The organism is Kitasatospora sp. NPDC015120, assembly GCF_043080305.1.
GTDB lineage: Bacteria > Actinomycetota > Actinomycetes > Streptomycetales > Streptomycetaceae > Kitasatospora.
The window spans coordinates 243623-268287 of the sequence record NZ_JBIBVJ010000006.1 but is presented as its reverse complement, the minus strand read 5'-3'; the positions used below and the strand labels follow the sequence as shown (position 1 = coordinate 268287).

The window sequence follows — 24665 nt, the reverse complement described above, 5'->3', positions numbered from 1 at the left end:
GTGCGATCGGTGGTGCGGGTGGGTCTCGGCGGTCAGGCGAGGACGCCGGTCAGCCACTGCTGCCAGGCGGCCTCGACGCCCTCCGGCCGGGGGCCGAAGAGGTGGTGGAACATCAGGACCAGGCCGGCGCTGTGGTGGAAGGTGTAGAGGCCGTCGGCGGTGCGGACGGAGAAGCGCTCGCCGTCCGCCCAGACCACCTCGCCGTCCAGGGCCGGCAGCCCGGCCGGCTCGGCACTCAGCCGCGCGCCGACGGCGGGCGGGGACGGCAGGGCGAGGGCGCCGGCCAGCGCGGCGCGCAGCTCCTCGGCCGGCCGTCCGGGCACCGGGCCGACGGCGAAGACCGGGGCTGCGGTGCGGCCCGGGAAGTGCGCCAGGTACTCGCGCAGGGTGTGCAGGTGGAACGGCCAGCCGCGGCGCAGCGCGTCGTACTCGTCCTCCCAGTCGTCACCGAGCAGGCCGCTGTGGACGACGCGGAGCACGGTGGCGGCGCCCTCCCGGCCCTCGATGAGGTACTCGAAGGCCATGAAGCGGCCGTTCTCGGCGGTGGCGGTGCGGGTGGCCAGCCGTTTGCCGGGCTCGTAGGCGGTGATCACGGCGTCCTCGCGGTGGCCGCCGATCTCCATGACGGCGGTGCCGCCCTCGCGCGGGTCCAGCTCGTTGCGGCCCATGAACCAGGAGTCCAGGCCCGGTCCGGTGGCGATCGCCTCCCAGACCTCGTCCGGGCTCGCCGGCAGGACGGTCTCCAGCTCGATCTCGAACGGGTGGGTCATCGTGCGTGCTCCTGTCCCGGCTCGGCGCCGGTGTCCGTGGCGGGGATCTGGTGGAGCCCGGCGACCACCCGGTGGGTGCGGCCGCCGGGGGCGGACTCGTCGTGGTAGCGGCTGACCAGCACGGCCACCGCCTGGGCGAGTTCGTCGGCGAAGGCGGTGCGGTCGGCCGCGGAGGCGAACCGCACCTGGGCGTCGATGCCGAAGGTGGCGACCCGTTGCCCGGCCCGGGCGGCGCCGGTGAGCAGGGTGCCCACCTCCTGCACCAGCCGGGAGCCGAGGGCCAGCAGCCAGCGGGCGGAGAGCTGGTCGGGCGAGCGGGAGGGGTCCGGGCTGACGGCGGCCAGGACGGCGGGCGAGATCACGTAGGACGCGGCGGTGGCGCGGTACACCCGTTCGGTGACGTTGCCCTTGCGCCGTTCCTCGGCGAGTTCGACGAGTCCGTGCCGCTCCAGCTCCTTCAGGTGGTAGTTGACCTTCTGGCGGGGCAGGCCCAGCCGGGCGGCCAGCATGGCCGCCGAGCCGGGCTCGGCCAGGGCGGCGAGGATCCGGGACCGGATCGGGTCCAGGGACGCCTCGGCCGCGGCGGGTTCTTCGATCACAGCGACGTCCAGCACGTCTCCAGAGTGCTGCCGACAAAAAAGTTTGTCAAGGAAAAAATTCTTGTCGGCGCTCCGCGTCGCCCGCGGTCGGGCGCCGGCCGTAACCGGGCGCCGGCCGCGGTCAGGCGCCGGCCGCCAGCTCCGCGTCGGCCCGCTCGGTGATCAGGGCCAGCACGCGGCCCGCGGCGGCGAGGTCCTCGGCCGGGATGCCGGCGTAGAGGCGGGCGGAGATCGCGGCGCTCTCGGTGGCGGTGGCGTCGGCCAGCGCGCGGCCGGCCTCCGTGAAGCGCAGCCGGGACGCCTCCGCCGGGTCCTCACCCAGCAGGCCGGCGGCCGTCAGCCCGTCGACGACGGCGCGCACGTCCGGCTCGGGGGCCTTCAACGAGCCGCGGACGTCGGCGACGAGCGCGTCCCGGCCGATGGAGCCGCCCGCGAGGACGACGGCGCGGAGCGTCACGCTCTGCTCGAAGCCGAGGCCGTGCCGGGTGAGCATGCCCTCCAGCAGGGCGCGGGCGGCGTAGTGCGCGAGGGCGATGACGCGGCCGTTGACGGCGGGCGCGGGCGCGGACGGGGTCGCGACGGAGGTCATGACTGCTCCTTGTCGTGGGCGGTGCGCGGGTCGAGGGGGGTGTCGAGCAGGAGCGCCAACTCGTCCTTGAACTGCCGGGTCCGCTCGCTCCCCTGGCCGCCGAGCGGCTCCAGCAGCTGGTCCAGCAGCCGCTGGACCACGGCGATGGCGCGGCGGGCGACGTCCTGGCCCTGCTCGGTGAGGGCGAGCCGCATGGCGCGGGGGTCGCGGGGGTCCCGGGTGCGGGCGAGCAGGCCGGCGGCCTCCAGGGTGCGGGCGAGCTTGGAGACGTACAGCGGCTCCAGCCCGGTGTGGTCGGCGAGCCGGCGCTGACTCGGCTGCTCGCCGGAGCGCGCCAGGCCGTGCAGCGACGCCACCAGCACGTACTGGGCGTGCGTCAGCCCCAGCGGCGCGACCGCCCGGTCGACCGCCACCCGCCACTTCATCGACAGCCGCCAGACCAGGTACCCCGCGGTGGCGCGCTCCGCTGCTGAACTCACGTCAGATACCGTACATGGCTACTATGTTCATGGCTACTGTCGGACGGCGCTCCGCCGAGCAGCAGGGCCGCTCCCGGGCGCAGACACGCGGCCGGGGCCCACGCACCCGCGTGGACCCCGGCCGCCGACCGGTTCCGTCAGGCCTCCGGGCGGACGTTGTCGGCCTGCACCCCCTTCTGGCCCTGGACCGCCTCGAAGGACACCTTCTGGCCCTCGACGAGGGACTTGAAGCCGCTCCCTTCGATCGCCCTGAAGTGCACGAACAGGTCGGGGCCGGACTCCGGGGTGATGAAGCCGTAGCCCTTCTCGTCGTTGAACCACTTCACGGTGCCGGTCTGGCGCTCGGCCATGTCTTCTCCTTGCACGCGGGTCACGCTGACCGCGCCAGTCTCTCACGCAGCGAGACCGCGGCTGTGCGAAGCGTAGCGGGGGCCGTCGGCGCCCCGAGAACCTGCCGGCCCGGCGCCGGGCCGGCTCACGGGCACGGCGTCCGGCCCGCGCCCCCGGGGGTCGTGGGCGCGGGCCGGACGGTCCTCGGTGCCGCGCCGGCCGTGCGCCGGCCGGCGGGTCGGGTCAGCCCGCGTGCGGGATGCGCGGCGGGCTGAAGTACCACTGCTGGGAGGCCGTCCAGTTGCAGGTGTAGATCTGCAGCTGGTTGCCGTCCTGCACGACGCCCCCGGGGACGTCCAGGCACTTGTTGGACTGCGGGTTGATCAGGACGTCGCCCTGGTAGCGGACCCACCGCTGGGCGTCGGAGCCGTTGCAGTCCCACAGCTGGACCCGGGTGCCGTCGGTGGTGCCACTCGACGCGACGTCCAGACACTTGCCGAGCGCGGAGAGGGTGATGCCGGTCCCGTCCGGCTTGTCGGTCCCGGTCCACCACTGGGAGTACGTGCCGTTGCAGGTGTAGATCTGCACCGGGGTCCCGTTGGTGGTGTCGCCGCCGCGGACGTCCATGCACTTGCTGTGGTTGAACACGCTGATCGTGCTGTTCGTCGTCACGGCGCTCGCCGTCCCCGGCAGGGCCGTGACGGCGATCGCGGCCGCCGCCAGCGCGCCCACCACGTACCCCTTGCGCACGAGCTTGATCATCGGTCGTCCCGTCCTCTCTCGAACCTTCGCGCCGAGGTGCCCCCGGCTCACGAGGAGGACTGTTCCGCAGCCCCGTGCACGCCCGGTCGACGCGGACGTCAACAGCCCGTACACACCCGTCGGCCAGGGCCCGGGAAGCCTGTGGACGCCTGGTGCGGCGCGCTCCGGGACGAAGGCCGGCGGTCGCGGGCGGCGGCCCGCCCGCGCCGAAGGGGCTCTACTGGGTGGCGTCGCAGCTCTGACAGCGGCTCACCGCGAGGCGCTCGGTGTTGCCGCCGGTCGCCCGCAGGGGGCTGGAGTCCGAGAGCCGGCGCCACGCGCCCGGCGCGGGGTCGGTCACCCAGCCGTAGACGGGCGGCCGGACGTCGGCCGGGACGATGTGCATGCAGCCGGGCAGGTGGGCCTTCCCGCTCCCGTGCACGATGATCGTGGACGGCGGCCAGCCCTCCCACTCCGCGCCGAGGCCACCCCTGCCGGCCTCTCCCCGCGGGGCGCAGTCCGCGCAGTTGCTCAACTCGTGGCGGCAGTAGTCCATCCGGTCCTCACTCCGTCCGGCTCGCGGACCCGCAGTCTACGGGTGCGAACCGGCCGGCTCCGACCCGTGCGCCGCCGCGCACCGGGAGCCCGGGACCGGTCGCTCAGGTGTGCGCGACATCCCGGTACGACCACGGGAACTCGGCGTCGTAGACGGCCACGAGCAGGGGATCGCGGAACTCGGCGTGGAGCATGATCGGATCGCAGGCGGACCACCGGGGCGGGTGCCACGGATGATTGCCCCGCCGAGACCACCGGCGGCCGCGGGAGCGGGGATTCGAGCCACCCGGAGGCCAAATCCGGTACTCCTCGCGGGATTTCGGGGCCGGGCGGGCGCGGCGGAGCGGGGGCTGTGGAAGCATGGGGCGAGTGAAGCGTGACATATCACATGGCTTCGCGTTCCCCTCACTCACTGCCGTCGGCTTCGAAGGAGAGAAATCGATGAAGCGCCATGTCGCGGTCCTGGTCGCCGGTGCCGCGCTGGCCGGGCTCGGCGTCGCGGGCGCCGGTCAGGCCGCCGCCCGGACCACGGGCACGACCACCTGTGCCTGGGGGCCGTTGGGGTTCGTCCGGAACCAGGTCTGCCTCACGGTCAACGGCAGCCTCGCCTCCGCCACCGGTTTCTCCGCCGGTTCCGGCGGAGTCCCGCGCCCCGTCTCCTACACCCTCGAAACGCTCATCACCGACGGCGGCGTCCTGGAGCGCGAGGACGTGACCGCCACCGTGCCCGTCGGCGGGCTCACCGTCGGCCCCGTCGCGAGCAACGTCCCGTGCGGCTCCAGTGTGACGGCCGTCTTCCGCGTCACCACACCGGGCCGGCCGCCCCTGACCGCCACCGTCACGGCGCCGGTCACCTGCTGATCCCCGGGGGATCCCGCCCCTCGCAGGAAATCGTTTGGCGGAGCACGGCGATCACTGCTAACTTGCCGGAGGCCGTGCGAGAGAACGAGGAGGTGGTACCCGTGAACGCAGTATCGACATGGGTGCTCCCCTCCGGGGTCACGGTCGGGCGACGATAGGTCGTCCGGGAGCGCCGTTCCAGAGCACTCCCGAAAGGCACCATCGTGCACTTCACCTCCGAGAACCGCTTCGACGACGGCGTCCTCGAACGCGCATTCACCCTCGGCGAGATCCCCGGCATCCTGTGGACCCCCGGGTCCGCCTCCGCTCCCGCCCCGCTGATCCTGATCGGCCTTCCTCCGCTCGGGCTGCGCCAGGTGTACGCCCGGGTGGCGGGCCGGGCCCGGTACTACGCGGCGGAGTACGGCTTCGCCGCGGCCACCATCGAACTCCCCGGCAGCGGCGAACGGCCCCGGTGGGACGCCGCCGAGCAGGCACGCGCCGACCTGCGCCGGGTGATGGCGGCGGGCGGGCCGGTCACCGAGGAGATCGTCGACGCGCTCGTCCTCCCGCTCGTCGAGAGGGCGGTGCCGGAATGGCAGGCCGCCCTGGACGCCCTGCTCGCGCTGCCGGAGATCGGCGGGCCGGTGGGGTACGAGGGGGGCGTGATCTCCATCGGCGTGCGACTGGCGGCGGTCGATCCGCGCATCGCGGCCGCCGGCCTCTTCGCCGGGAGTTTCGTGCCCGCCGCGATCGTCGAGGAGGCCCGCCGGGTCACCGTCCCGTTGCAGGTCCTGTTGCAGTGGGACGACGAGGGGAACGACCGGCAGGCAGCGCTGAACCTGTTCGACGCCTTCGGCTCCGAGGAGAAGACGCTCCACGCCAACACGGGCGGTCACACCGGCGTCCCGCACTTCGAGCTCGACGCGGGCGCCCGGTTCTTCGCCCGGCATCTGACGTGAGGCCGGGCGGGGCGTGAACGTGGGGGCGGGGCCCTGCCGGTTCGGCAGGGCCCTGTCGGGAGGAGCGCACGCGCAAGGGCTGGTATTACTGGGGCATGCAGGAAGAGACGGCACGCTCCGCGATCGACACGTTCATCTCCGCGTTCAACGCCTCGGACGACAGCTATGTGACGGCCCTGCTCTCCCAGGCCCTGACCTCGGACGTGGTGTTCTGGGGGCCGTTGGGCCGCAGCGAGGGCATCGCGGCGGTCGAGCGGTTCGTGCTGGACATCCGGCACCACCCGGCGGGGACCGGCACGATGGCGCGCTGCTCGGAGGTGGACATGCCGGACGAGTGGGCCCGGTACCGGTGGGTCTTCACCACGCCGGACGGAGGCCCCCGCCTGTCGGGGACGGACGTCGTCCATGTGCGGCGGAACCTCATCGACCAGATCATTGTGTTCGCCGGGGAGATCGAGCCGTCGGACTCCTGCGCCGGGGGCGCGCCGGACGATGAACGCGGGGCCCCTGCCGAAACGGCAGGGGCCCCGCGAGGTGAGCGTGTGTCAGACGGTGCCGAACTCGCCCGCCTGGAGAGCGGCGACGAAGGACCGCCAGGCGGAGGCGGGGAAGACGAGGACGGGACCGGAGGGGTCCTTCGAGTCCCGGACGGGCACGGCACCCGGGAGACTCGCGGAAACCTCCACGCACTGACCGCCGTTGTCGGAGTACGAGGACTTGAACCAGCGTGCGCCAGACAGGTCGAGGTTCATGGGGCTAGCTCCTTTCGAGCGTTGTGGATCACGCCAAGCCTTGGGCAGCGTTTCCACCACCAGCCGACCGCACTTCCCCTCCCAGGCCGAGACGATTTCACGCCTTCATCACCCCTGAGCGGCGACCGGCCCCAGCCCCGCGGGGGGAGATCCCGTCAGACGGTTCCGAACTCGCCCGCCTGGAGAGCGGCGACGAAGGACCGCCAGGCGGACGCCGGGAAGACGAGGGCGGGACCAGAGGGGTCCTTCGAGTCCCGGACAGGCACGACGCCCGGGAGACTCGCGGAAACCTCCACGCACTCACCGCCGTTGTTGGAGTGCGACGACTTGAACCAGGACACCTTCGACACGTCAGAGTTCATGGAGTGAGCTCCCTTCGAGCCTTGTGGATCAGTGCCAGGGATGCCGCCCTGGGCAGCACTTCCATCATCAGCCGACCGCACTTTCTCTCCCAGGCCGAGACGATTTCACGCCTTCATGGCACCGCTTCGCGGCAGCCGCCGGCGATCACTCCGCAGCGGCGACCGGCCCCCAGCAGTAGACCCGCGCCGGACGGTGATCGCGGGGCCCCTGCCGATATGGCAGGGGCCCCGCGAGGTAGCACGCGTCAGACCGTTCCGAACTCGCCGGCCCGGACGGCAGCAATGAAGGAGCGCCACACGTCGGAGCGGAAGAGGAGGGCGGGACCGGAGGGGTCCTTCGAGTCCCGGACGGGGACAATGCCGGGGATGTCTGGGGCGACCTCGATGCAGTTCCCGCCGTTCTGGCTGTAGCTGGACTTCAGCCAGGCGGCGCCGGTCAGGTCTACGGGGGCGGTGCGGCTCATGGGCGGAGGTCCTTCCGGGCTGCGCGGATCATTTCGAGGGATGCCACATCCGAGCTGGATCCCACCTGGAGCCGATCGTAGTCTCTGGCCCACAGGGTGACCGTTTGGGACTCCCTGGTGAGGAAACCGCGCTCTTGGGATTCGGTGTACCCCAGCATGCTGCGGTCTGCCATGGTCAGCAGAACGACCGGCAACGCGAGGGACCGACGCTCGCCCATCGAGAACGGCGCCACCTGAATGATAGTCCGAGGGCGGTCCGCCAACTCCACCAGATGGTCGGGTGGTTACCGCATAAGGGTGCAGGTAGGAGACTCAGCCCTCCGCGGCCTCCTCCTTGAGCACCCCTCGCCGCACATCCGCCGCGGGCGCGCCGGGACAGGAACGCGGGGCCCCTGCCGAAGCGGCAGGGCCCCCGCGAAATGAGAGCACGTCAGACGGCGCCGAACTCGCCCGCCTGGAGAGCAGCGACGAAGGATCGCCAGGCGGAGGCGGGGAAGACGAGGGCGGGACCGGAGGGGTCCTTCGAGTCCCGGACAGGCACGACACCCGGGAGACTCGCGGAAACCTCCACGCACTGACCACCGTTGCCGGAGTACGACGACTTGAACCAGGACACCTTCGACACGTCAGAGTTCATGGAGTGAGCTCCCTTCGAGCCCTGTGGATCAGTGCCAGGGATGCCGCCCTGGGCAGGGCTTCCACCACCAGCCGACCACACTTTCCCTCCCAGACCGAGACGATTTCACGCCTTCATCACCCCGCAGCGGCGACCAGTCCCCAGCAGGAGAGCCACGCCGAGGCAGAAACGCGGGGCCCCTGCCGACTCGGCAGGGGCCCCGCGAAATGAGAGCACGTCAGACGGCGCCGAACTCGCCCGCCTGGAGAGCGGCGACGAAGGATCGCCAGGCGTCGGAGGGGAAGACGAGGGCGGGACCGGAGGGGTCCTTCGAGTCCCGGACAGGCACGACACCCGAGAAGCTCGCGGAAACCTCCACGCACTGACCGCCGTTCGTGGAGTACGACGACTTAACCCAGGATGCGCCAGACAGGTCGAGATTCATGGGGCTAGCTCCTTTCGAGCCTTGTGGATCAGCGCCAGGGAGGCGGCCTTGGGCAGTGCCTCCACCACCAACTGATCGTACTGCCTCTCCCATGCCTTGACCGTTTCGCGAACCCGCTCAAGATAGCCACGAGCATGTGATTCGGCGTAGCCGACGACCGAGCCGTCCGGTAGATCGAGCAAGGTCACCGGCAGCGCGAATGGCAAGTGCTCACCCAGCGCGAACGGGGCGACCTGGACGGTGATGTTCGGGCGGCTAGCCAGTTCGGCGATGCGGTCGAACTGCTTCGCCATCACAGGTGCTCCTCCGACCGATCGGACCAGACAAGTCTCGTCCATCACCAGGTGGATCAGCGGCGGGTTCTTCTTGTCGAAGAGGCGCTGGCGGGACAACACGAACTCGACACGCTGCTCGGCTTCGGGCTGAGTAATCGCCCCTCGCTGAACAGCCGCATATGCCAGTGCCTCCGCGTACTCCGGCACCTGGAACAGTCCGGTGACGATCATCATCGAGAACTCGCGCAGACGACGGCACTTCGCCTCGCCGTCGGCGAACTCCGGGAAGCCCTCCAGCAGGCTCGCCTTCGCATGCCGGCGCCAGAGTTCGTAGAACGTGCCTCCGGTTTCGAATACCTGGTCGGCTTTAACAGCGAAGTTCCTTGTTGGAGGACGCTTCGCTCGTTCGACGTACGAGACCAGGGTGTTGGAGTACCCCATGCGCTTCGCCAACCCGACCTGCGACCACCCCCGCGCCCGTCGCAGCCTGGCAAGTTCCTGACCGAAGCGAACAGCCGGAGATGACATTGCGTCAACGACGAGCTCATCCATGAACGCTGGCACCTTTCACGCGCCCAATTGGTCAACGTTCAGACCCTGGCCATCGTAAACCGGAACGGGCCACTATGGCTACGCCCCGTGAGAGATCCGGGACCCTGCGCAACCAATGGAGCCCCCATGCCCAACCGCCCCCGCACGCCCGTTTACACCCCCACCGTCGGCGAGGTCGTCCGGGACCTCGGACACCGGGACTTCACCGGCGATCCCGTCGAGGCCGTCTACATGGACACCCTCGCCGGGCTCGCCTACCTCCGGCCCCTCGCCGGCGGCTGCGAGTGGACCACCAAGCCCGAACACGTCCAGGCCCTGGCCTCGCCCCGCTTCATCACCGTCCAGCACCCCAGCCGGCCGCGCACCGCCGACGTGGCGTGAGGCTGCTCGCCGCCGTCCTCGGCGTCGCCACCCTCTCCACCCTCACCGCCACCACCGCCTGCTGGCCCATCCACCACGGGCCGCTCGCACCGCAACTCCTCATAGCCGGGCTGATCCTCACCGCCGGCATCTCCGCCGGACTGCCCGCCTGCCTCCCCTGGCTCTCGCCCGAACAGGAGCACCCCCGCATGCCGCACACCCTCCCCACCCTCCTCACCCGCCCACCCCGCCGACGCCTCGGCCACCAGGCCCTCGTCCTCAACCACGACGGCGCGATCCTCCTCGTCGCAACCGCCTACAAAACCGGCCTCCAACTCCCCGGCGGCAGCGCCGAAGCCAACGAACTCCCCCACCACGCCGCCCGCCGCCACACCGAAACCGAAACCGGCCTCGCCCTCCCCCTGCGCCACATCCTCGCCACCGACTACGTCCCCGCCCAACGCCTCCCCGAAGGCATCAACTTCGTCTACTGGGGCGGCCACCTCACCCCCGCCCAGGAAGACATCGTCGCCCGCCACCGACCCCCCGCCACCATCACCGCCGTCCACTGGCTCCACCCCCACCACCTCCCCGACGCCATGACCCCCGACCAGCACCGCCGCACCACCCACGCCCTCACCGCCCTCACCCGCGGCATCCACCTCCCCTTCCTCCTCCGCGGCACCCCCGCCGAATAGCCACAACGCCCGCCGTTCCGCCTGCGCAGGCGGAACGGCGGGCAGGACCGTCAGAGAGCCGTCAGGCGAGCCAGTCCCGGGCGGGGTGTGCCTCAGTAGGTGACGACGGCGCGGAAGCGGACGTTGCCTTCGGTGACCTTGGTGACGGCGTCGACGATCCGTTCCTTGGGGAAGGTCTCGATCATGGGGGTGACCTTGCCGGATGCGGCGAGGTCGAGGGCTTCGGTGAGGTAGTTGAGGCCGTTGTGGGTGGCGCCGATGAACTTCTGGCGCTGGGCGAAGAACGGCTGGGGGTTGGTGGGGATGGTGAACTCGCCGAAGGGGTCGAGGCCGAGCAGGACCGCCCGCCCGTTGTGCCGCAGGCCCTGGATCGCGGCCTTTCCGGCGTCGTAGGAGTTGGAGCACAGCAGCAGGACGTCCGCGCCGCCGGCGGCCTGGAGTTCGGCGCCGTCGGCGACGACCTGGTCCGCGCCGAGCCGGCGGGCGAGGTCGTGCTTGTCCGGGGAGTGGGTGATCGCGATGGTCTCGTGGCCGGCCGCCTTGGCGAACTGGACCGCGAGGTGGCCCAGGCCGCCGATGCCGAGCACGGCGATCCTCTCGTGGGGCTGGGGTTCGGCGGCGCGCAGACCGCTCCAGGTGGTGTACCCGGCGCAGAAGATCGGGGCGGCCTGCTCGTAGGAGAGGCCGTCCGGGATCAGGACGGTGCCGGTGGCGGTGACCGCGATGTACTCGGCGTGCCCGCCCTGGACGGTGAAGCCGGTCAGCCGGGCGTTCGGGCAGTTGACGGCGGCCTGTCCGGACAGCGGGAGGTTCTCCCGGCAGTACGCGCAGCGCCCGCAGGTGGACTGCACCCAGGTGGTCCCGACCCGGTCGCCGACCTGGCGGGTGTGGACGCCTTCGCCGACCTCCACGACCTCGCCGACGACTTCGTGGCCGGGGATGTTGGGGAAGAGGTCACCGGCGGCGCCGCGGGTGGTCCAGATGTCGGTGAAACAGATGCCGGTGGCGTGGACCTTGATCAGGACCTGGCCGGGTTCGGCCTTCGGGGTGGGGACGTCGCGCAGTTCCCAGGTGGCGTTGAGCGCGGGGATGACGGCGGCTTTCATGACCGGTCCTCTCGGTGGAGCGCGACCCCAAAAGGGGGTAACTAACTGGTTATGGACAACGTACGCCCGCTCACGCCGGCCGTCAATAACCGGTTAGTTACCGTGTCGGGTATGGTGATGCCATGCCACCGGACTCCGCCCCCACCAAGGCCCGCCTGCTCCGGGCCGCCTTCGAGGAATTCACCCAGTACGGGCTCGCGGGCGCCCGCGTCGACCGCATAGCCGAGAAGGCCGCCAGCAACAAGCGGCTGATCTACGTCTACTACGGCAACAAGGAACAGCTCTTCGACGCGGTCCTCGCCGAGCACCTGGGCGTCCTCGCCGACGCGGTCCCCTTCACCCCCGACGACCTGGCCGGCTACGCCGGCGCCATGTTCGACCACCTCGTGCGCGAGCCGCAGATCCTCCGGCTGGCAGCCTGGCACCAGCTGGAGCGGCCCGAGACCACCCCCGTCGAGGCCGACGCCTACCGCCTCAAGGTCGAAGCCGTCGCCGACGCCCAACGGCGGGGCACCGTCGCCGCGGACATCGACGCCGTCGACCTGCTGGCCCTGGTCCTCGGCCAGGTGACCTCGTGGTTCGCGGCCTCGCCGGCCCTGCGCACCGCCGCGCCCGAGGAGGCCTTCGCCCCCGCACGCCTCGAACGCCACCGCGCGGCCCTGACCGCCGCCGTCCGGACCCTCACCCGCCCCGGCCACGACCCCGGCAGCGGACAACCGCGCTAGCCAGGCCCTCTCTGCCGGATCACGCCAGGCGGTCGCCCGCCGGAGCACGCACCCCGCTCGTCCGACGTGGTCCGAAGGAAGAGGACCTGGTCCCGGGCCGACTCCACCGAGCCGGCCGAGGGCCTGATCCGGGGAGAGCCGAAGCCGGTGGCGTACGAGCCCCCCGCCGCGGCCCCACTGCTCCACCCTGCCGAACCTCCCGGCACGGCGCGGCGCGCCCGCGACCGGCGCGGCGGCGCGGGCGTCACCATCGCCTGGCCCCGTGTCCGGCCGCCTCATGCAGGGAGACCCCGATGCCAGACCGTGTCCCCCGGCCGCGCCCGGCCCACCCGCAGGCGGTACCGCTGGGGACCGGGGCCCGGCGGTGGCTGTTCCGTCCGCCCCGCCGCCACGGCGAGGTGGACACCGGGCGCAGCGTCAGCTTCCTGGAGCTGTTCTACGACCTCGTCTACGTGGTCCTGGTCGGCCAGGCGGCGCACGCGCTCGCGGAGGATCTTTCCTGGCGGGGTGCGGCGACGTTCGCGGTGGTGTTCGGGCTGGTGTGGATCGCGTGGCTGAACGGCTCGCTGTTCTACGAGATGCACGGCCGCGAGGACGGTCACACCCGTTCGCTGGTGTTCGTGCAGATGCTGCTGCTGGCGCTGATGGCGGTGTACGTCGGTCACGCCGGCGGCCGGGACGGCCGCACCCTGGCGGTGCTGTACGCGGTGCTGCTGGCGCTGCTGGGCTACCAGTGGTACTCCGTCTACCGGCAGGACCCGCCCGAACTGCGCGCGACGCCCCGGCGCTACCTGGCCGCCGTGGCCGCGGGCATCGCCGTGATCGCGGCGTCGGCGCCGCTGTCGCCCGATGCCCGGCTCGTCGTGTGGGCGGTGTTCGTCGTCGCCTGGTGCGCCGTGGCGTGCGTCATCATCGCGGTGTGGCGCAGGGGGCCGAGCTACGACGTCGTGACCGACCCGATGGTCGAGCGGTTCGGGCTGTTCATCATCATCGTCCTCGGCGAGGTCGTCATCGGTGTCGTGGACGGCCTGACCGCCGGCGAGCGCGGTCCGCGCGCAGTGGCCACCGGCCTGCTCGGGCTCGCGGTCGGCTTCGGCTTCTGGTGGAACTACGCCGACCTCGCGGCCGGGCGCAAGCCCCGCGAGACCGGCCGGAGCCTGGCGACGTGGATCTTCGCCCACCTCCCGCTGACCATGGCCGTCGCGGCCTCCGGCGCCGGCATGGTCGCCCTCGTGGAGCACGCCGCCGACCACCGGACGCCCGCGCCGGTGAGCCGGCTGACCGCCGGCTCCGTGAGCGCCATGCTGCTCACCACCGTGGTGCTCCTGCCCACCCTGACGGACTACCGCCGCTACGCCCGCGCCTACCGGCCGGTGCGGGCCGCGCTCGCCGTGGCCGCCGTCGTCGCCCTCCTCGCCGGCTGGTCGCGCCCCGCCCCCTGGCTCCTGGCGCTGGTCCTGGCGCTCCTGCTGCTGGCGACCTGGCTGTTCGCGTTCGTCCGGTGGCTGCGCGAGGGCTCCCTGATCAACGAGCGGCCGGCCGACTGACCCCGGTCGGCCTCCGTCCTCCGGGGCGGGGCCGTTCTTCCCGGTGGGCCGGCGGTTCAGACGCTCTTGGACATGCCGCCGTCGATGACGTGGTTGACGCCGGTGATGTTGCCGGCCGCGTCGGAGAGCAGGAAGACGATCAGGGGAAGGCGTCGGGCATCAGGGCGCTGATGGAGGAGACGTTGACGATCGCTCCCCGGCGCTCGATGCGGCTGGGCAGGACCGCCCGGGTGGCGCGGACGGTGCTGAGCACGTTGATCTCGAACGCGCGGGTCCACACGGCGTCGTCGGCGTCGTGGAAGCCGACGGACGAGCCGCTTCCGCCGCCCATGTTGTTCACCAGCAGGTCGATGCCGCCCAGTTCGGCGAGCGCGGTGCCGAAGAGGGAACGGACTCCCGCCGCGCTGCGGCGGGTGGCGAACGCCGTGCCGCCCTTCGGCGGCCGTCCCGTCCCGCAGGGCGGCGGCAGGGGCCCGTGCCCGCCCCCGCGCCGCTCGTACGGCCCCCTCCGCGGCGACGGCGAGCGGTCCGGCGCGGGTGCCCAGCGTCACATCGGGCGGTGCGGGGCGCTCCCGAGGGCGGGGACGGCCCGGTATTGCGGGGCGGAAGGCCTTGCCGTACGGGCCGAGGGCCCGTCCGATTCGGGACCTCCGGCCTGTTTTCCCCTGACCTTCGCCCCCGGGGGACACCCTCCGGAGCCGGGCAACCCTGGACGGTCGCCCGGTGGACTCCGGGCGGACGGCCCTCCGCTCCCGGCGGGCCGGCCACGACCGTCTACGCGGCGCACGGGTGCGACAGCACGCGGTGCGCTCCGGAGGACCCGAACGAATGTCCCGCACTATCGACAACGCCCCGTATACCGCCTTCCACCGCAGGCTCGCGCTGGCCTGTTCCGGTGGACCGTTGCTCGACGGATACATCCTGAGCATCGTGGGCGTCGCCCTCATCGGCATGCGCCCCGAACTGGGGCTCTCCACCGCCGACGTCAGCCTGATCGGCGCGGCCGCGCTGGTCGGCATGTTCGTCGGCGGCGCGCTCTTCGGCGTGCTGACCGACAAGATCGGGCGGGAGGTGATGTACACCGCCGACCTGCTCGTGATGATCGTCTGTTCGGTGCTGTCCTTCTGGGTCGACGCGGTCTGGGCGATCGCCCTGCTGCGCTTCGTCCTCGGCATGGCGGTGGCCGCCGACTACCCGATCGCGACGTCCCTGCTCGCCGAGTGGCTGCCCGCCAAGCACCGCGGGCGGCTGCTCGGTCAGCAGATCGTCGCCTGGTACGCCGGCGCCGTGCTCGCCTACGTGACCGGCTACCTCTTCCTGCAGATCGGCGGCCCCGGCAGCTGGCGCTGGATGCTCGGCAGCTCCGCCGTGCTGTGCGTGGTGTTCCTGGTGATCCGCCGCGGCTCGCCCGAGTCGCCGCGCTGGCTGGCCGCCAACGGCCGGGTCGGCGAGGCCGTCCGGCTGGTCGAGCGCCACCTCGGCGTCCAGGTCGACGGCCGCGAGCTGATGCCCGCGCCCACCGCTCCCGGCGCCCCGACCGGCCTGCGGCTGCTGATGACCCCGCCCTACCGGCGGCGCACGCTCTTCTGCGGACTGTTCTTCCTCTGCCAGGTCGGCCCGCTGTTCGCGATGCTCACCTTCGGGCCGCAGCTCCTGGAGGCCTTCGGCATGCCGGGCGGCACCGTGCTCGAAACCCTCGGCACGGGGCTGATCAGCCTGGTCTTCCTGCTCGGCTGCTACCCCGCGCTGCGTCTGATCGACACCTGGGGCCGCCGCCCGGTGATCATCCGCTCGTTCGCGCTGATGATCGTGCCGCTCGCCGTGCTGGGCGTCTGGCCGGACGCCCCGGCCGCCGTGGTGGTCGTCGCGCTCTGCGCGTACGCCTTCCTGTGCGGCGGGCCGAACGTGCTCGACTGGACCTACCCCAACGAGCTGTTCCCCACCGAGGTCCGGGCCACCGCCGTCGGCGTGGCCACCTCGGTGAGCCGGATCGGCGCGGCCGTCGGCACCTACCTGCTGCCGCTGTCGCTGACCGGGATGGGCACCGGACCGACCATGCTGATCGCCGCCGGCGTCACCGCGTGCGGCCTGCTGGTCTCCGTGCTCTGGGCCGAGGAGACCCGCGGCACCGCGCTCGGCGCGGCCGTCGGCACCCCCGGCGCCGTGGCCCGCAAGCCCCGCGCGGCCCGGCCCTCGCCGCAGCCGGTGCGCTGAGGCGCCGGCCCCGCCCCGCCGCCGGGGCCGCGTCCGATGCGTTCGGGCGCGGCCCCGGCGGCGTCCGGCGCCCTACGGCGCCCTACTGGCCGACGCGGCCGTCCACGCACTCGCGCAGCAGGTCGGCGTGGCCGCAGTGGCGGGCGTACTCGTCGATCATGTGCACCATCACCTCGCGGACGGCGGCCTTCTCCCGGCCCGGGCGCGCGCCGAGGTCCTCGCGGTGCCGGGCGAGGGTGGCGTCCAGGACGGCCTGTTCGCGCTCCAGGACGGCGAAGGCGGCGTCCACCACGGCCGGGTCGGCGACGGCCCCGTCGAAGTCGGCGTCACGCGGGCCGTAGATCTTGGGCCGCGGCTCGCCGTCGGTGAGCCAGTTGTCCCAGTCGCGCTCCACCTCGGCGAGGTGGCGGACCAGACCGAGCAGCGACATCGTCGACGGCGGCACCGAGCGGCGCGCCAGCTGCTCCGCGTCCAGGCCGTCGCACTTCAGGCGCAGGGTGAGGCGGTAGTTGGTGATCGCCTCCCGCAGGGTCGCCAGTTCACCGTCGGGGGCCGGGCCTTCGTTGTCGCGCGGGTCGTCGTCCGGGTCCATCCACATGTCGGGGTAGACGGTTGCCGTGGTCCAGCGTGCGGGTCGTTCGCTCATGCGCGCCATGATCGTTGCTGAGGGGCAGGGCCGCCACCGGGTTTCACGCGGGGGCGGCGCCGGTGTCCCCGGGGAGGTCGAAGGACCAGTGGAACACCTCCCGCGGCCCCGCCTGCGCCACTCCCCCGGCGCTGCGGTAGACCGAGCGGGCCACCGGGTTGTCCGCCTCCGTGACCACCCACATGCCGTAGCAGCCGAGATCGCGCGCCAGGTCGGCGAGGGCCGAGGTCAGCGCCGGGCCGATGCCGCGCCCGCTGAAGCGCGCGTCGACGCCCAGCTCGTGGAGGAACATCCCGGTGCCGCGGTCCGGGCGGGTGGTCTCGACCCCGGTGACCACCGCGGCCGGTGCGTCGTCGACGTAGGCGACCAGCAGGTGGTGGCGCTCGTCGGCGAGGAAGCGGGCGGTGGCCTCGGGAAGCGGCGGGGACTCGAAGAGGTGCCCGGCGGCCTGGACGTCCTCGGCGCGGGTGACGCGGCGGATCTCCATGGGGTGATGCTGACAGAATCCCGGCGCGGGAGACAGCGGGTCTCGGGCCAAGTCCGCCGGGCCGCAAGGAAATCCGGGTGCTTCCGGCCGGGCGGGGCGATAGGGTCCGCGCGTGGACGCACGGGTCTGCGGGGAGGAACGGGGCTGCATGGACGCACGGGACTGCGGGGAGGAGCGGCTGGCCGGCGGGAACGCCACCGCGAGCGTCGTGCGGATCGGGGACACGGTGCGCCGGCCCGCCGGACCGTGGACGCCTGCCGTGCACGCGCTGCTGACGCACCTTCACGGGGCGGGCTTCCGGGCCGCGCCGCGGCCGCTGGGCATCGACGACCAGGGGCGGGAGGTGCTGGACTTCGTGCCGGGACGGGTGGTGTGGCCGGACCGGTCCGCCCTGCTGGACCCGGTGCCCCGGCTCGCCCGGGTGGCCCGGCTGATCCGCGAGTTCCACGACGCGGTGGCGGGGTTCACGCCGCCGGCCGGCGCCCGGTGGCAGGTGCTGATGCGGGACGACTCCGCGGCGGCCGGCGAGATCATCGCCCACCAGGACCTGGCGCCGTGGAACCTGGTGGTCGACGAGGACACCGACCGGTGGGCGTTCATCGACTGGGACACCGCCGCGCCCGGCTCCCGGCTCTGGGACCTCGCCTACGCCGCCCACGGCTTCCTCCCGCTGGCCGCCGATCCCGCCTTCCGGCGGGCCGACGCCGCCGGGCGGCTGCGCGCGTTCGTCGACGCCTACGGGCTCGACGAGGACGAACGGCGGCGGCTGGTGCCGATGCTGGGGCGGCGCACCCGGGCCATGCACGACTTCCTGCGCGAGCAGGCGGGCCGCGGTGTCCAGCCGTGGACGCGGCTGTGGCAGGAGGGGCACGGTGACACCTGGCTCGCTAACACCGGGTACATCGAGGAGCGCGAGGAGCGGTGGCTGCGGGCGCTACTCGACGGCTGAGGGGCGGGCGCCGGGTCCGTCGTCCGGCGCCTGCGGGAGCGCGACGACCGCCTCGGTGGTGCGGCAGAGCGCCTCGACCGCCCGGCGCAGCGCCCGCCAGGCGGCCAGGCCGAGCAGCACCCCGGCGGGTGCCGAGGGCCACCACCAGGCGCCGAGCACGGTGAACGCGACGGCCCACACCAGGGCCTCGCAGGCGGCGTCGTAGGCGTCGCGCGCGGCGCCCAGGGCCTCGCGGGCCTGGTCGGAGGCGCCGAGGAACAGGCCGGTCCAGGCCTCGGCGACGTCCGTGCCGGTCGTCTCCAGGACGCGCCGCTCGGTGGCCCGCAGCCGGTCCCCGCACCAGGTGGGCCCGGCCGGTTCGGCGGGGGCGGACCGGGCGCGCAGCGCGTCCAGGCGGGCGGCGCGCGTCTCCCGGCCGGCGGCGCGGGCCCGCACGGCCTCCCGGGCGATCTCGTCGGCCGGGGACCAGCGGCGCCGCCGCCGCTCGGTCAGCCGCCGGCCGAGCGGTGACAGCCACCAGGGCCACGCGCCGGAGGCCAGCGCGCCGGCCGCCCCCGCCGCGAACGGCACGGCGAGGGCGGCCGCCACCGCGGCGGCGGCGAGCAGCACCAGCACCGCGGCGCCGTCGGAGCCGGGCCCCTCGCCGAGGCGCAGCGCCCCGGCGATGCCGGCGCGGGCGCGGCCGAGGTCGGACCAGTGCGCCCAGCCCAGCCGTCCGCCGCCGACCACGGCCACCACGACGAACAGCGCGGCCGGGAGCAGCCGGCGCAGGAACCAGCCGTCGGGCAGGCGTTTCTGGAGTTCGAGGAGCAGGCCCACCGGCGGCTCAGTCCACCGGGCGGAGCGGGCCGCCGGTCAGCGCGCAGAGCGGGTCGGGCCCCTCCGCGGGCGCCTCTCCCGGCAGGTCGACGCGGGCGCAGCGGCCGGTGGGGCAGATCCGGCCGACCGAGCGGGCGGGCGGTCCGGCGGGCCAGTCGCCGATGCCCAGGGTGGCGCGCAGGCCGATGCCGCCGGGGACTCCGGCCGCCTCCACCGCCTCGTGCAGGGCCCGCAGGGCGTCGCGCCAGGCCGGCTCGGCGGGTGCGGCGTCACGGACGACGGCGAACGGCGCGTCCCAGGCGGCGGGGCCGAGGAGGTCGCGCAACTCCCCCGCGTTGCGGCACAGGTACTCGACGGCGTCCGCGAGGACCCGCTCGGCCTTGGCGTCGTTCCCCACCCGTACTCCGTTCGTCCACGGGACGTTCCGTCGGTCCCCTGCGTTCCCCCGCGTTCCCCTGCGAACTGACGATACGTCACGCTACGGTGGTGCGGTGGGCGAGGTCCGGGATCGGGTGACGGCACGGTTGTCGGCGGCTCAGGGCACCTCGGGCGCGGCCGCGTTGCGGCTCCCCGAGGCCGCGCAGGACGCACTGGCGCTGCTGCGGGAGGTGACGGCGGACCCGGCGGGCGCGGTCGACCTCGCGGCGGTCAACCTGGTCTTCTGGACGTTCTGCCTGCGGCACACGGGCCCCGCCGATCCGGACGCGGCCCGCAACACCGCCGTCATGAGCTTCGCCTTCGGCTTCCTGTACCCCCGCGCGCCCGCGTCGGCGGTGTTCCCCGAGCCGTTCAAGGCCGCCTTCGACCCCGCCGATCCGCTGCACGACGCGCGGTTCGCACTCCTGGTGGCCGACACCCACGGCGAGTTCGCGCTCGCGCCGGACACCGCCGAGGACATCCGGCGGGCCGCGCTGGACCGCGCGCTCGCCTGGTCCGGCCTGGCGCGGAGCCTGCTGCCGCCGGAGCACGCGTCGGACCCCGTGGCGCAGGTGCAGGCCTTCCGCTTCGAGGCGGCCCGCTTCGAGCTGGCCGCCGATCCCGACGCGCTGGCCCGCGCCGCCGGTCACGGGCGGGTGGTGTGCGAGGCGCTGACCGCCGAGGCGCGGGGCGGCCCGCTGCCCCCGGACGGCGCCTCGGTGCTGAGCGCCGCCCTCGGTGTCGTGGCGGACGCGGCCAGGATGCTCGGCGAACCGGCGATCGAGGAGGCCGAGCGGCTGATCGCGGCGGCGCCGCCCGGGACGCTGCCGCCCGCCGCCGTGCAGGCGCTGCGCGACGTCCGGGAGCTGCGGGCCCGGGCGACGGCCTGGCCCGGGCAGTTCGACCTGCTGATGGGGATCGCCCTCGCCAACGGCGGCGCGGCCGACGACGACCACGGCCGGGTCGCCTGCGCGGTCCGGCGGCTGCGCGCGGCCCTCGCCGCCACCCCGGCCGGGCATCCGCAGCGCGGTGCCGTCGCCGGTGTCCTGGCCGAGGCCCTGGAGACGCTCGCCCGGGTGCACGGCGACGCGGCGGCGGCCCGCGAGGCCGCCGAGCTGCGGGCCCGGGAGCCCGGGGCGCAGGGCGGGGCGCAGGGCGGGGACCTGTCGCCCGAGGAGGCGCTCGCGTTCGTGCGGGACGCCTACGAGCGCTCGGACGGGCCGCCGGTCATCACGATGGAGCTGCTCTCCGTCGCGGCCTCGCCCGACGGACAGCCGGCCACCGACGAGCGGATCGAACGCTTCCGTGCCGCACTCGCCCAAGTGGTCCCGGAGCACCCGCGCCGCTACGCCTACGACGCCGTGCTCGCCTCCCTGCTCGGCCTGCGGGCCGGGCAGCTGCACCCGTCCGACCCCGGGCGGGCGGCGCGGCTGGACGCCGAGGCCCGGACGCTGGGCCGGGAGGCGGCGGCCGCGGCTCCGCCCGGAGTCCCGCTGGTCGCCGCACTGGCCTCCGGCCGCTACGAACTCGCCCTGCCCTACGCCGCCGCCATGGCCCTGCTCGCCGCACCGGACGGCAGCTTCGACGATCCGGAGCTGGCCGCCTCGGCCGCCCTGCTGTCCCGCATCACCGACCTCTCCGACCGCACCGAGCGCAGTCCCGGCGACCCCGACGCCCTCGCCGAGGGCGTCGCGGTCATGCGGGACCTCCTGGCCGGCCTCCCCGAGGGCGACTCCCCGGACCGCGCGGAGCTGTCCGCCGCCCTCGGCACCGCCCTGTACGCCCACAGCGCGGCCTCGCGCGACCTGGCGGCCGCCGACGAGATCGTGGCGCTCCTGCGCTACGCCCGGGAGCACTCCCCCGAGCGCGACCCCGCGGCCGACGAGGCCCTGGCCCGGACGCTGACGCTGATCTCGACCCTGCGGTTCGACCCCGCGGCCGCCCGTGAGGCGGCGGCGGTGCGGGCCGAGGCGGCCGCGAGGGGCGCCGGCGCCGTGGGCACCGACGGCGCCGGGGACGCACCCGCGGACGTCGAGTCGGCGGCCATGGCGGCCATCAGTGAGCTCCACAGTGCGCTGCAGAACTACATCCTGGGCCATGAGCCGGCCCAGCTCGAACAGGCCCGGCAGGCGGCCCTGCGGCTCAAGGAGCTCGGCGCCCGGGCGGGCGACGACCCGGCCGCCGCACGGCTCGGGCTGGACCTGGCGGGCGACACCTATCTGAATCTGCTCGACGGAGTGGGGCCCGGCGGCGGCCCGAGGGGATCCGTCACCGACGACCAGCTGGAGCGCTGCCGGGCGGCCTTCGAGGCCTGCCCGCCCGGCCACCGCTACCGGCTGAACGCCGCGATGACGTACACCAGGATGCTCGCCCACCGGGCCATGATCGTCCGCCGGCAGGACCCGGCAGGGGTGACGCCGCTGCTGGACGAGGCCCGTCGGGTCATCGACCTCGTCGCCCCGGAGGCTCCCGAGGCCCTCACCGAGGGGCTGCGCTCGTTCATCACCATGGCCGGGGCCGGTCCCGAGGAATTCCCGCGGCTCCTGGACGCCGCGGCCGAGCGCGGCCCCCTGGCCATCTTCTCCGCGGAGCGCTTCCCGTCCGTACTGGCCGACTTCCTCGGCCCTTCGGCCGGGATCGACACCGCCTCCTTCCCGGGCGTCCCCACGATGCCCGCCTGGCTGGGGGCCCACGAGGCGATCGGCGCGGCGGCCGGCGCGATACGGCGCTCGCGGGAACAGGGCGGCGGGATCGACGCGGCCCTCGACCACATCGAGACCGCCGTCGAGCTGCTGCCCCGGATCACCGACCGGGGCAGCGACCAGCAGTCCGCGGAACACGCGCTGATCTCCTTCGACGGGGACCTGCGGGGCGTCACCGACCTGGTGCTGATGACGATCACCCTCGAAAGGGCGCCCCGGCGGTTCCTGGAACTCCTCAGGGATCCGGGCCGCGTGCCCGGACAGTGGAGCGGCGCGGGGCAGCGGAACCCGATGGTGGAGACCGGACTCGGCGTCATCGACGGTCCCGAGGTCGACCGGGCCGTCGAGCTGCTGGAGCGCGGGCGCGGCCTGCTGCTGGCCCGGCGGATCGAGGCACGGGTGGACGTGAGCGAGCTGCGGGCCGCCCACCCGGAGGCGGCCGAGGCGTTCGAGTGGATCACCGACGAGCTCGCCAGGCCGCACCCGGAGGTCCTTCCCGAGCAGGCCAGGCTGGACGCGCTGCACGCCTCGCGGGCGCTGGACGACCTCATCGGGCGGATCCGCCGGCTGCCCGGCTTCGAGGGCTTCCTGCGGCCGCTCACCGCCGAGCGGCTGCGCCGGCTGGCCGCGGACGGCCCGGTGGTGCTGCTCCAGCAGGGGCCCGGACACTGCCACGCCATCGTCGTCACCGGGGAGCGGATCACGGCGCTGCTCCTCGCCCCGGAGACGCCGGAAGTCACGGAGCGCGCCCGGCAGCTGCGCGAGGCCGTCGACGCGATCAACGCCCGGGGCGGCGCCCGGCCCTCGCCGCCGGCGCTGGTGCGCGCCTCGGCGACCGTGCGGGGCTGCCTGTCCTGGACGTGGCACGACATCGTCCGGCCCGTGCTCGACCACCTCGGGATCGCCGGGGCGCCGCCCGAGGGCGGGGCGTGGCCGAGGATCTGGTGGGTGCCGACCGGAGTGTTCAACGCCCTTCCGCTGCACGCCGCCCAGTGCGCGCCGGAGTCGGCGGACTGCGAGAGCGGCGGCCGGGGCTGCGGGGCCGCGCTGGACGCGGTCGTGTCGTCCTACGTGCCCGGCTTCCAGACCCTGGCGTACGCCCGCGCCCGGGCCGGGGCGCGGGCCGGGGGCGCGGGCGGGGCCGCCGGGAACGCGGACGCCGGGAACACGGACGCCGGGTACGCGAGCGCGCTGCTGGTCGCCGTCCCCGAGGACGAAGTGCCCGGCGTCGCGGCGGCGGCCCGCTACGCGGCCGGGCTGCTCGGGGCGCCCGAGCCGCTGGTCGGCGCGGCGGCCACCCGCACCGCCGTGCTCGGCGCACTCGGGGAGGCCCGGTGGGCGCACTTCGGCTGCCACGCGGCCACCGATCCCGACGAGCCGTCCGGCGCCCGGCTCCACCTGCCGAGCGGCGAACAGCTCTCCGTCCTGGAGATCTGCCGCGCCCGGCCCGACGCCGCCCGGCTCGCCTTCCTCACGGCCTGCGGCACGGCGCGCAGCTCGGAGCGGCTCAGCGACGAGGCGATCCACATCACCGGTGCCTTCCTGCTCGCCGGGTTCCCCGAGGTGGTCGGCACGCTGTGGGAGATCGACGGCGAGCACGCGGAGCAGGTCACCCGCGCCTTCTACCGGCGCGTCACCGCCGGGGACGGCGGCCCCTCGGCGAGCGCGCTCGCCCTGCACCACACCGTCCGGGAGCTGCGGCGCCGGCTGCCGGGCCGGCCGCAGCTGTGGGCGGCGTACGTGCACGCGGGGGCGTGAGCGGCGCGGTCGGGGGCTGTGGGGACTACTCCCCCGGCACGCCGGGCAGGCCGGGGGTGAAGCCGTCGAGGGCGTGGCCGCACGGGCAGGTGCGGGTGACCGGCAGGGCCTCCAGGGCCGCGAACAGGACGGTCCGCAGCCGGTCGACGTTGCGGGCGAACACCTCCAGGACCTCGGCGTGGGTGACGCCCGCACCGCTCTCCACGCCCGCGTCCAGGTCGGTGACCAGGTTCAGCGAGGTGTAGCAGAGCGCGAGTTCACGGGCCAGCACGGCCTCCGGGTGACCCGTCATGCCGACCGTCGACCAGCCGTTCGCGGTGAACCAGCGCGACTCGGCCCGGGTGGAGAACCGCGGCCCCTCGATCACCACCAGCGTGCCGCCGTCCACCGGCTCCCAGCCGGCCCCGCGCGCCGCCTCCAGCACCGCCGTCCGCCCCGCCGGGCAGTACGGGTCCGCCATCGGCGCGTGCACCACGCCCGGCACCGGACCGTCCGGCAGCGGCACGCCGTCGTAGAAGGTCTGCGCCCGGGCGGCGGTGCGGTCCACGAACTGGTCGGGCACGAGCAGCGTCCCCGGCCCGTACTCCGGCCGCAGGCCGCCCACCGCGCACGGCCCGAGCACCTGCCGCACCCCGAGCGAGTGCAGCGCCCAGAGGTTCGCCCGGTAGTTGATCCGGTGCGGCGCGATCCCGTGCCCCCGCCCGTGCCGGGGCAGGAACGCCACCCTCCGGCCGCCCGCCTCCCCGACGAACAGCGAGTCGCTGGGCGGCCCGTACGGGGTCTCGACGACCACCTCGGCCACGTCGTCGAGCAGCGCGTACAGCCCCGACCCGCCGATCACCCCGAGCTCCGCCCGCTCCTCCGCCATGCCGCCCGCCTCCCGTCGCCCGGAACCTGGTGACCCTC

The 24665-nt window shown here is 74.0% G+C and carries 30 protein-coding genes and 1 pseudogene; 10 read left to right on the top strand and 21 right to left on the bottom strand.

Annotated elements, in window-relative coordinates; genetic code table 11:
- Nucleotides 1–32: 32 nt before the first annotated feature.
- The 7 genes from ACF1AK_RS17655 to ACF1AK_RS17625 all read right to left on the bottom strand — a co-directional run bounded on the left by ACF1AK_RS17655 (nucleotide 33) and on the right by ACF1AK_RS17625 (nucleotide 4064).
- Nucleotides 33–770, bottom strand: a complete 738-nt coding sequence (locus ACF1AK_RS17655) for an SRPBCC domain-containing protein (protein ID WP_391499666.1) — start codon at nucleotides 768–770, stop codon at nucleotides 33–35.
- Entirely contained in the window at nucleotides 767–1384 is a 618-nt protein-coding gene (locus tag ACF1AK_RS17650) for an ArsR/SmtB family transcription factor (protein WP_391499665.1), read from the bottom strand. Before ACF1AK_RS17650 ends, ACF1AK_RS17655 begins: the two co-directional genes overlap by 4 nt.
- Nucleotides 1385–1490: 106 nt before the next feature.
- Nucleotides 1491–1958 carry a MarR family transcriptional regulator gene (locus tag ACF1AK_RS17645; RefSeq protein ID WP_391499664.1) on the bottom strand — a complete coding sequence of 156 codons (468 nt, stop codon included), beginning with the start codon at nucleotides 1956–1958 and terminating at the stop codon, nucleotides 1491–1493.
- Nucleotides 1955–2437 (bottom strand): MarR family winged helix-turn-helix transcriptional regulator, encoded by a 483-nt coding sequence (locus ACF1AK_RS17640; protein ID WP_391499663.1) that lies wholly within the window; start codon nucleotides 2435–2437, stop codon nucleotides 1955–1957. Before ACF1AK_RS17640 ends, ACF1AK_RS17645 begins: the two co-directional genes overlap by 4 nt.
- Nucleotides 2438–2574: 137 nt before the next feature.
- Nucleotides 2575–2787, bottom strand: a complete 213-nt coding sequence (locus ACF1AK_RS17635) for a cold-shock protein (protein ID WP_391499662.1) — start codon at nucleotides 2785–2787, stop codon at nucleotides 2575–2577.
- A gap of 223 nt (nucleotides 2788–3010) precedes the next feature.
- Nucleotides 3011–3529, bottom strand: a complete 519-nt coding sequence (locus tag ACF1AK_RS17630; protein ID WP_391499661.1) for an RICIN domain-containing protein — start codon at nucleotides 3527–3529, stop codon at nucleotides 3011–3013.
- 217 nt (nucleotides 3530–3746) lie between these two features.
- Nucleotides 3747–4064 (bottom strand): hypothetical protein, encoded by a 318-nt coding sequence (locus ACF1AK_RS17625; protein WP_391499660.1) that lies wholly within the window; start codon nucleotides 4062–4064, stop codon nucleotides 3747–3749.
- Between the two features lie 440 nt (nucleotides 4065–4504).
- Here ACF1AK_RS17625 and ACF1AK_RS17620 point away from each other — a divergent pair, with 440 nt between their 5' ends.
- From ACF1AK_RS17620 to ACF1AK_RS17610, 3 genes and pseudogenes are all read left to right on the top strand, one after another.
- Nucleotides 4505–4924 carry a hypothetical protein gene (locus ACF1AK_RS17620; RefSeq protein ID WP_391499659.1) on the top strand — a complete coding sequence of 140 codons (420 nt, stop codon included), beginning with the start codon at nucleotides 4505–4507 and terminating at the stop codon, nucleotides 4922–4924.
- Between the two features lie 203 nt (nucleotides 4925–5127).
- A complete protein-coding gene (locus ACF1AK_RS17615; protein WP_391499658.1) occupies nucleotides 5128–5865 on the top strand; it encodes an alpha/beta hydrolase in 738 nt (245 codons plus the stop codon).
- Between the two features lie 95 nt (nucleotides 5866–5960).
- Nucleotides 5961–6335 (top strand): annotated as a pseudogene (locus ACF1AK_RS17610) (nuclear transport factor 2 family protein); the annotation flags it as partial.
- A gap of 75 nt (nucleotides 6336–6410) precedes the next feature.
- Here the strand turns inward: ACF1AK_RS17610 and ACF1AK_RS17605 are convergent.
- The 7 genes from ACF1AK_RS17605 to ACF1AK_RS17575 all read right to left on the bottom strand — a co-directional run bounded on the left by ACF1AK_RS17605 (nucleotide 6411) and on the right by ACF1AK_RS17575 (nucleotide 9331).
- Nucleotides 6411–6617 carry a DUF397 domain-containing protein gene (locus tag ACF1AK_RS17605; RefSeq protein ID WP_391499657.1) on the bottom strand — a complete coding sequence of 69 codons (207 nt, stop codon included), beginning with the start codon at nucleotides 6615–6617 and terminating at the stop codon, nucleotides 6411–6413.
- 155 nt (nucleotides 6618–6772) lie between these two features.
- Nucleotides 6773–6979 carry a DUF397 domain-containing protein gene (locus tag ACF1AK_RS17600; RefSeq protein WP_391499656.1) on the bottom strand — a complete coding sequence of 69 codons (207 nt, stop codon included), beginning with the start codon at nucleotides 6977–6979 and terminating at the stop codon, nucleotides 6773–6775.
- A 245-nt stretch (nucleotides 6980–7224) separates the two neighbouring features.
- The gene (locus tag ACF1AK_RS17595) at nucleotides 7225–7443 is read right to left on the bottom strand and encodes a DUF397 domain-containing protein (protein WP_391499655.1); all 219 of its coding nucleotides are present in this window, start codon (nucleotides 7441–7443) and stop codon (nucleotides 7225–7227) included.
- Nucleotides 7440–7712 carry a Scr1 family TA system antitoxin-like transcriptional regulator gene (locus ACF1AK_RS17590; RefSeq protein ID WP_391499654.1) on the bottom strand — a complete coding sequence of 91 codons (273 nt, stop codon included), beginning with the start codon at nucleotides 7710–7712 and terminating at the stop codon, nucleotides 7440–7442. The genes ACF1AK_RS17595 and ACF1AK_RS17590 overlap by 4 nt, the downstream gene beginning before the upstream one ends.
- 161 nt (nucleotides 7713–7873) lie before the next feature.
- Nucleotides 7874–8080, bottom strand: coding sequence for a DUF397 domain-containing protein (locus tag ACF1AK_RS17585; protein ID WP_391499653.1), 207 nt, complete (start codon nucleotides 8078–8080; stop codon nucleotides 7874–7876).
- Between the two features lie 217 nt (nucleotides 8081–8297).
- Complete coding sequence (locus ACF1AK_RS17580; RefSeq protein ID WP_391499652.1) at nucleotides 8298–8504, bottom strand: DUF397 domain-containing protein; 207 nt, start codon at nucleotides 8502–8504, stop codon at nucleotides 8298–8300.
- Nucleotides 8501–9331 carry a helix-turn-helix domain-containing protein gene (locus tag ACF1AK_RS17575; RefSeq protein WP_391499651.1) on the bottom strand — a complete coding sequence of 277 codons (831 nt, stop codon included), beginning with the start codon at nucleotides 9329–9331 and terminating at the stop codon, nucleotides 8501–8503. The genes ACF1AK_RS17580 and ACF1AK_RS17575 overlap by 4 nt, the downstream gene beginning before the upstream one ends.
- 126 nt (nucleotides 9332–9457) lie before the next feature.
- Between ACF1AK_RS17575 and ACF1AK_RS17570 the strand changes: the two genes are divergently transcribed.
- Together ACF1AK_RS17570 and ACF1AK_RS17565 are read left to right on the top strand one after the other, a co-directional pair.
- Nucleotides 9458–9712, top strand: a complete 255-nt coding sequence (locus ACF1AK_RS17570; protein WP_391499650.1) for a hypothetical protein — start codon at nucleotides 9458–9460, stop codon at nucleotides 9710–9712.
- On the top strand, nucleotides 9709–10389 hold the full coding sequence (locus ACF1AK_RS17565) for an NUDIX domain-containing protein (RefSeq protein WP_391499649.1): 681 nt from the start codon (nucleotides 9709–9711) through the stop codon (nucleotides 10387–10389). The genes ACF1AK_RS17570 and ACF1AK_RS17565 overlap by 4 nt, the downstream gene beginning before the upstream one ends.
- A gap of 92 nt (nucleotides 10390–10481) precedes the next feature.
- On the opposite strand, the gene ACF1AK_RS17560 is transcribed toward ACF1AK_RS17565, so the two are convergent.
- On the bottom strand, nucleotides 10482–11495 hold the full coding sequence (locus tag ACF1AK_RS17560) for an alcohol dehydrogenase catalytic domain-containing protein (RefSeq protein ID WP_391499648.1): 1014 nt from the start codon (nucleotides 11493–11495) through the stop codon (nucleotides 10482–10484).
- Between the two features lie 122 nt (nucleotides 11496–11617).
- Here ACF1AK_RS17560 and ACF1AK_RS17555 point away from each other — a divergent pair, with 122 nt between their 5' ends.
- Together ACF1AK_RS17555 and ACF1AK_RS17550 are read left to right on the top strand one after the other, a co-directional pair.
- Entirely contained in the window at nucleotides 11618–12220 is a 603-nt protein-coding gene (locus ACF1AK_RS17555) for a TetR family transcriptional regulator (RefSeq protein ID WP_391499647.1), read from the top strand.
- A gap of 293 nt (nucleotides 12221–12513) precedes the next feature.
- A complete protein-coding gene (locus tag ACF1AK_RS17550) occupies nucleotides 12514–13767 on the top strand; it encodes a low temperature requirement protein A (protein WP_391499646.1) in 1254 nt (417 codons plus the stop codon).
- 139 nt (nucleotides 13768–13906) lie between these two features.
- On the opposite strand, the gene ACF1AK_RS17545 is transcribed toward ACF1AK_RS17550, so the two are convergent.
- Nucleotides 13907–14236, bottom strand: coding sequence for an SDR family NAD(P)-dependent oxidoreductase (locus ACF1AK_RS17545; RefSeq protein WP_391499777.1), 330 nt, complete (start codon nucleotides 14234–14236; stop codon nucleotides 13907–13909).
- A gap of 359 nt (nucleotides 14237–14595) precedes the next feature.
- On the opposite strand from ACF1AK_RS17545, the gene ACF1AK_RS17540 reads away from it, so the two are divergent.
- Entirely contained in the window at nucleotides 14596–15981 is a 1386-nt protein-coding gene (locus tag ACF1AK_RS17540; protein ID WP_391499645.1) for an MFS transporter, read from the top strand.
- An 82-nt stretch (nucleotides 15982–16063) separates the two neighbouring features.
- On the opposite strand, the gene ACF1AK_RS17535 is transcribed toward ACF1AK_RS17540, so the two are convergent.
- Nucleotides 16064–16627, bottom strand: coding sequence for a DinB family protein (locus ACF1AK_RS17535; protein ID WP_391499644.1), 564 nt, complete (start codon nucleotides 16625–16627; stop codon nucleotides 16064–16066).
- A gap of 43 nt (nucleotides 16628–16670) precedes the next feature.
- Nucleotides 16671–17114, bottom strand: a complete 444-nt coding sequence (locus ACF1AK_RS17530) for a GNAT family N-acetyltransferase (protein WP_391499643.1) — start codon at nucleotides 17112–17114, stop codon at nucleotides 16671–16673.
- Nucleotides 17115–17262: 148 nt separating this feature from the next.
- Here ACF1AK_RS17530 and ACF1AK_RS17525 point away from each other — a divergent pair, with 148 nt between their 5' ends.
- Nucleotides 17263–18063 carry a phosphotransferase enzyme family protein gene (locus ACF1AK_RS17525; protein ID WP_391499642.1) on the top strand — a complete coding sequence of 267 codons (801 nt, stop codon included), beginning with the start codon at nucleotides 17263–17265 and terminating at the stop codon, nucleotides 18061–18063.
- Here ACF1AK_RS17525 and ACF1AK_RS17520 read toward each other — a convergent pair.
- Both ACF1AK_RS17520 and ACF1AK_RS17515 read right to left on the bottom strand, forming a co-directional pair.
- On the bottom strand, nucleotides 18049–18882 hold the full coding sequence (locus ACF1AK_RS17520; RefSeq protein WP_391499641.1) for a hypothetical protein: 834 nt from the start codon (nucleotides 18880–18882) through the stop codon (nucleotides 18049–18051). The genes ACF1AK_RS17525 and ACF1AK_RS17520 overlap by 15 nt on opposite strands.
- A gap of 7 nt (nucleotides 18883–18889) precedes the next feature.
- The gene (locus ACF1AK_RS17515; protein WP_391499640.1) at nucleotides 18890–19279 is read right to left on the bottom strand and encodes a hypothetical protein; all 390 of its coding nucleotides are present in this window, start codon (nucleotides 19277–19279) and stop codon (nucleotides 18890–18892) included.
- Nucleotides 19280–19373: 94 nt separating this feature from the next.
- Here ACF1AK_RS17515 and ACF1AK_RS17510 point away from each other — a divergent pair, with 94 nt between their 5' ends.
- Nucleotides 19374–23759 (top strand): CHAT domain-containing protein, encoded by a 4386-nt coding sequence (locus ACF1AK_RS17510; RefSeq protein ID WP_391499639.1) that lies wholly within the window; start codon nucleotides 19374–19376, stop codon nucleotides 23757–23759.
- A gap of 25 nt (nucleotides 23760–23784) precedes the next feature.
- Here the strand turns inward: ACF1AK_RS17510 and ACF1AK_RS17505 are convergent, their stop codons facing one another.
- Nucleotides 23785–24627, bottom strand: coding sequence for an S-methyl-5'-thioadenosine phosphorylase (locus ACF1AK_RS17505; protein WP_391499638.1), 843 nt, complete (start codon nucleotides 24625–24627; stop codon nucleotides 23785–23787).
- Nucleotides 24628–24665: the final 38 nt, after the last annotated feature.

What these genes read in the sequence shown, in the direction of transcription:
- ACF1AK_RS17655 (WP_391499666.1), bottom strand. Translation starts at nt 770, where the DNA reads ATGACCCACCCGTTCGAGATCGAGCTGGAGACCGTCCTGCCGGCGAGC.
- ACF1AK_RS17645 (WP_391499664.1), bottom strand. Translation starts at nt 1,958, where the DNA reads ATGACCTCCGTCGCGACCCCGTCCGCGCCCGCGCCCGCCGTCAACGGC.
- ACF1AK_RS17635 (WP_391499662.1), bottom strand. Translation starts at nt 2,787, where the DNA reads ATGGCCGAGCGCCAGACCGGCACCGTGAAGTGGTTCAACGACGAGAAG.
- ACF1AK_RS17630 (WP_391499661.1), bottom strand. Translation starts at nt 3,529, where the DNA reads ATGATCAAGCTCGTGCGCAAGGGGTACGTGGTGGGCGCGCTGGCGGCG.
- ACF1AK_RS17625 (WP_391499660.1), bottom strand. Translation starts at nt 4,064, where the DNA reads ATGGACTACTGCCGCCACGAGTTGAGCAACTGCGCGGACTGCGCCCCG.
- ACF1AK_RS17620 (WP_391499659.1), top strand. Translation starts at nt 4,505, where the DNA reads ATGAAGCGCCATGTCGCGGTCCTGGTCGCCGGTGCCGCGCTGGCCGGG.
- ACF1AK_RS17605 (WP_391499657.1), bottom strand. Translation starts at nt 6,617, where the DNA reads ATGAACCTCGACCTGTCTGGCGCACGCTGGTTCAAGTCCTCGTACTCC.
- ACF1AK_RS17600 (WP_391499656.1), bottom strand. Translation starts at nt 6,979, where the DNA reads ATGAACTCTGACGTGTCGAAGGTGTCCTGGTTCAAGTCGTCGCACTCC.
- ACF1AK_RS17595 (WP_391499655.1), bottom strand. Translation starts at nt 7,443, where the DNA reads ATGAGCCGCACCGCCCCCGTAGACCTGACCGGCGCCGCCTGGCTGAAG.
- ACF1AK_RS17585 (WP_391499653.1), bottom strand. Translation starts at nt 8,080, where the DNA reads ATGAACTCTGACGTGTCGAAGGTGTCCTGGTTCAAGTCGTCGTACTCC.
- ACF1AK_RS17580 (WP_391499652.1), bottom strand. Translation starts at nt 8,504, where the DNA reads ATGAATCTCGACCTGTCTGGCGCATCCTGGGTTAAGTCGTCGTACTCC.
- ACF1AK_RS17575 (WP_391499651.1), bottom strand. Translation starts at nt 9,331, where the DNA reads ATGGATGAGCTCGTCGTTGACGCAATGTCATCTCCGGCTGTTCGCTTC.
- ACF1AK_RS17570 (WP_391499650.1), top strand. Translation starts at nt 9,458, where the DNA reads ATGCCCAACCGCCCCCGCACGCCCGTTTACACCCCCACCGTCGGCGAG.
- ACF1AK_RS17560 (WP_391499648.1), bottom strand. Translation starts at nt 11,495, where the DNA reads ATGAAAGCCGCCGTCATCCCCGCGCTCAACGCCACCTGGGAACTGCGC.
- ACF1AK_RS17555 (WP_391499647.1), top strand. Translation starts at nt 11,618, where the DNA reads ATGCCACCGGACTCCGCCCCCACCAAGGCCCGCCTGCTCCGGGCCGCC.
- ACF1AK_RS17550 (WP_391499646.1), top strand. Translation starts at nt 12,514, where the DNA reads ATGCCAGACCGTGTCCCCCGGCCGCGCCCGGCCCACCCGCAGGCGGTA.
- ACF1AK_RS17540 (WP_391499645.1), top strand. Translation starts at nt 14,596, where the DNA reads ATGTCCCGCACTATCGACAACGCCCCGTATACCGCCTTCCACCGCAGG.
- ACF1AK_RS17535 (WP_391499644.1), bottom strand. Translation starts at nt 16,627, where the DNA reads ATGAGCGAACGACCCGCACGCTGGACCACGGCAACCGTCTACCCCGAC.
- ACF1AK_RS17530 (WP_391499643.1), bottom strand. Translation starts at nt 17,114, where the DNA reads ATGGAGATCCGCCGCGTCACCCGCGCCGAGGACGTCCAGGCCGCCGGG.
- ACF1AK_RS17525 (WP_391499642.1), top strand. Translation starts at nt 17,263, where the DNA reads ATGGACGCACGGGACTGCGGGGAGGAGCGGCTGGCCGGCGGGAACGCC.
- ACF1AK_RS17505 (WP_391499638.1), bottom strand. Translation starts at nt 24,627, where the DNA reads ATGGCGGAGGAGCGGGCGGAGCTCGGGGTGATCGGCGGGTCGGGGCTG.